The organism is Stenotrophomonas sp. SrG, from assembly GCF_050031795.1.
GTDB classification, from domain to species: Bacteria; Pseudomonadota; Gammaproteobacteria; order Xanthomonadales; family Xanthomonadaceae; genus Stenotrophomonas; species Stenotrophomonas rhizophila_A.
In genome coordinates this window covers 1-244 of the sequence record NZ_JBNBBE010000873.1, presented here as the reverse complement: position 1 = coordinate 244, position 244 = coordinate 1, and the positions used below count along the sequence as shown (strand labels likewise).

Genomic DNA, 244 nt, shown 5'->3' with positions numbered 1-244 from the left:
TCTCGTTCATCAGCCCGCCCTGGGTATGCAGGCGGCCGGCGGTGTCGGCGATCAGCACCTCGGTGCCGCGTGCCGGGCCGGCCTGCAGCGCAGCGGATGCCACCGAGGCGGCATCCGCGGTCTGGCCCTGGGCGACCACGGCCCCGTCGTTGCGCTCGCCCCCGGCCTGCAGCGGCGCCACGGCGGCGGCGCGGCCGGGCGCGCCGGCGGGCAGCTGCAGGCGGTGGCCATCGGCCTGGAAGCG

1 pseudogene is annotated in these 244 nt (G+C 79.1%); it reads right to left on the bottom strand.

From position 1 onward, the window contains the following. Positions 1-244, bottom strand: a pseudogene (locus ACQG3P_RS22005) (signal recognition particle-docking protein FtsY); the annotation flags it as partial.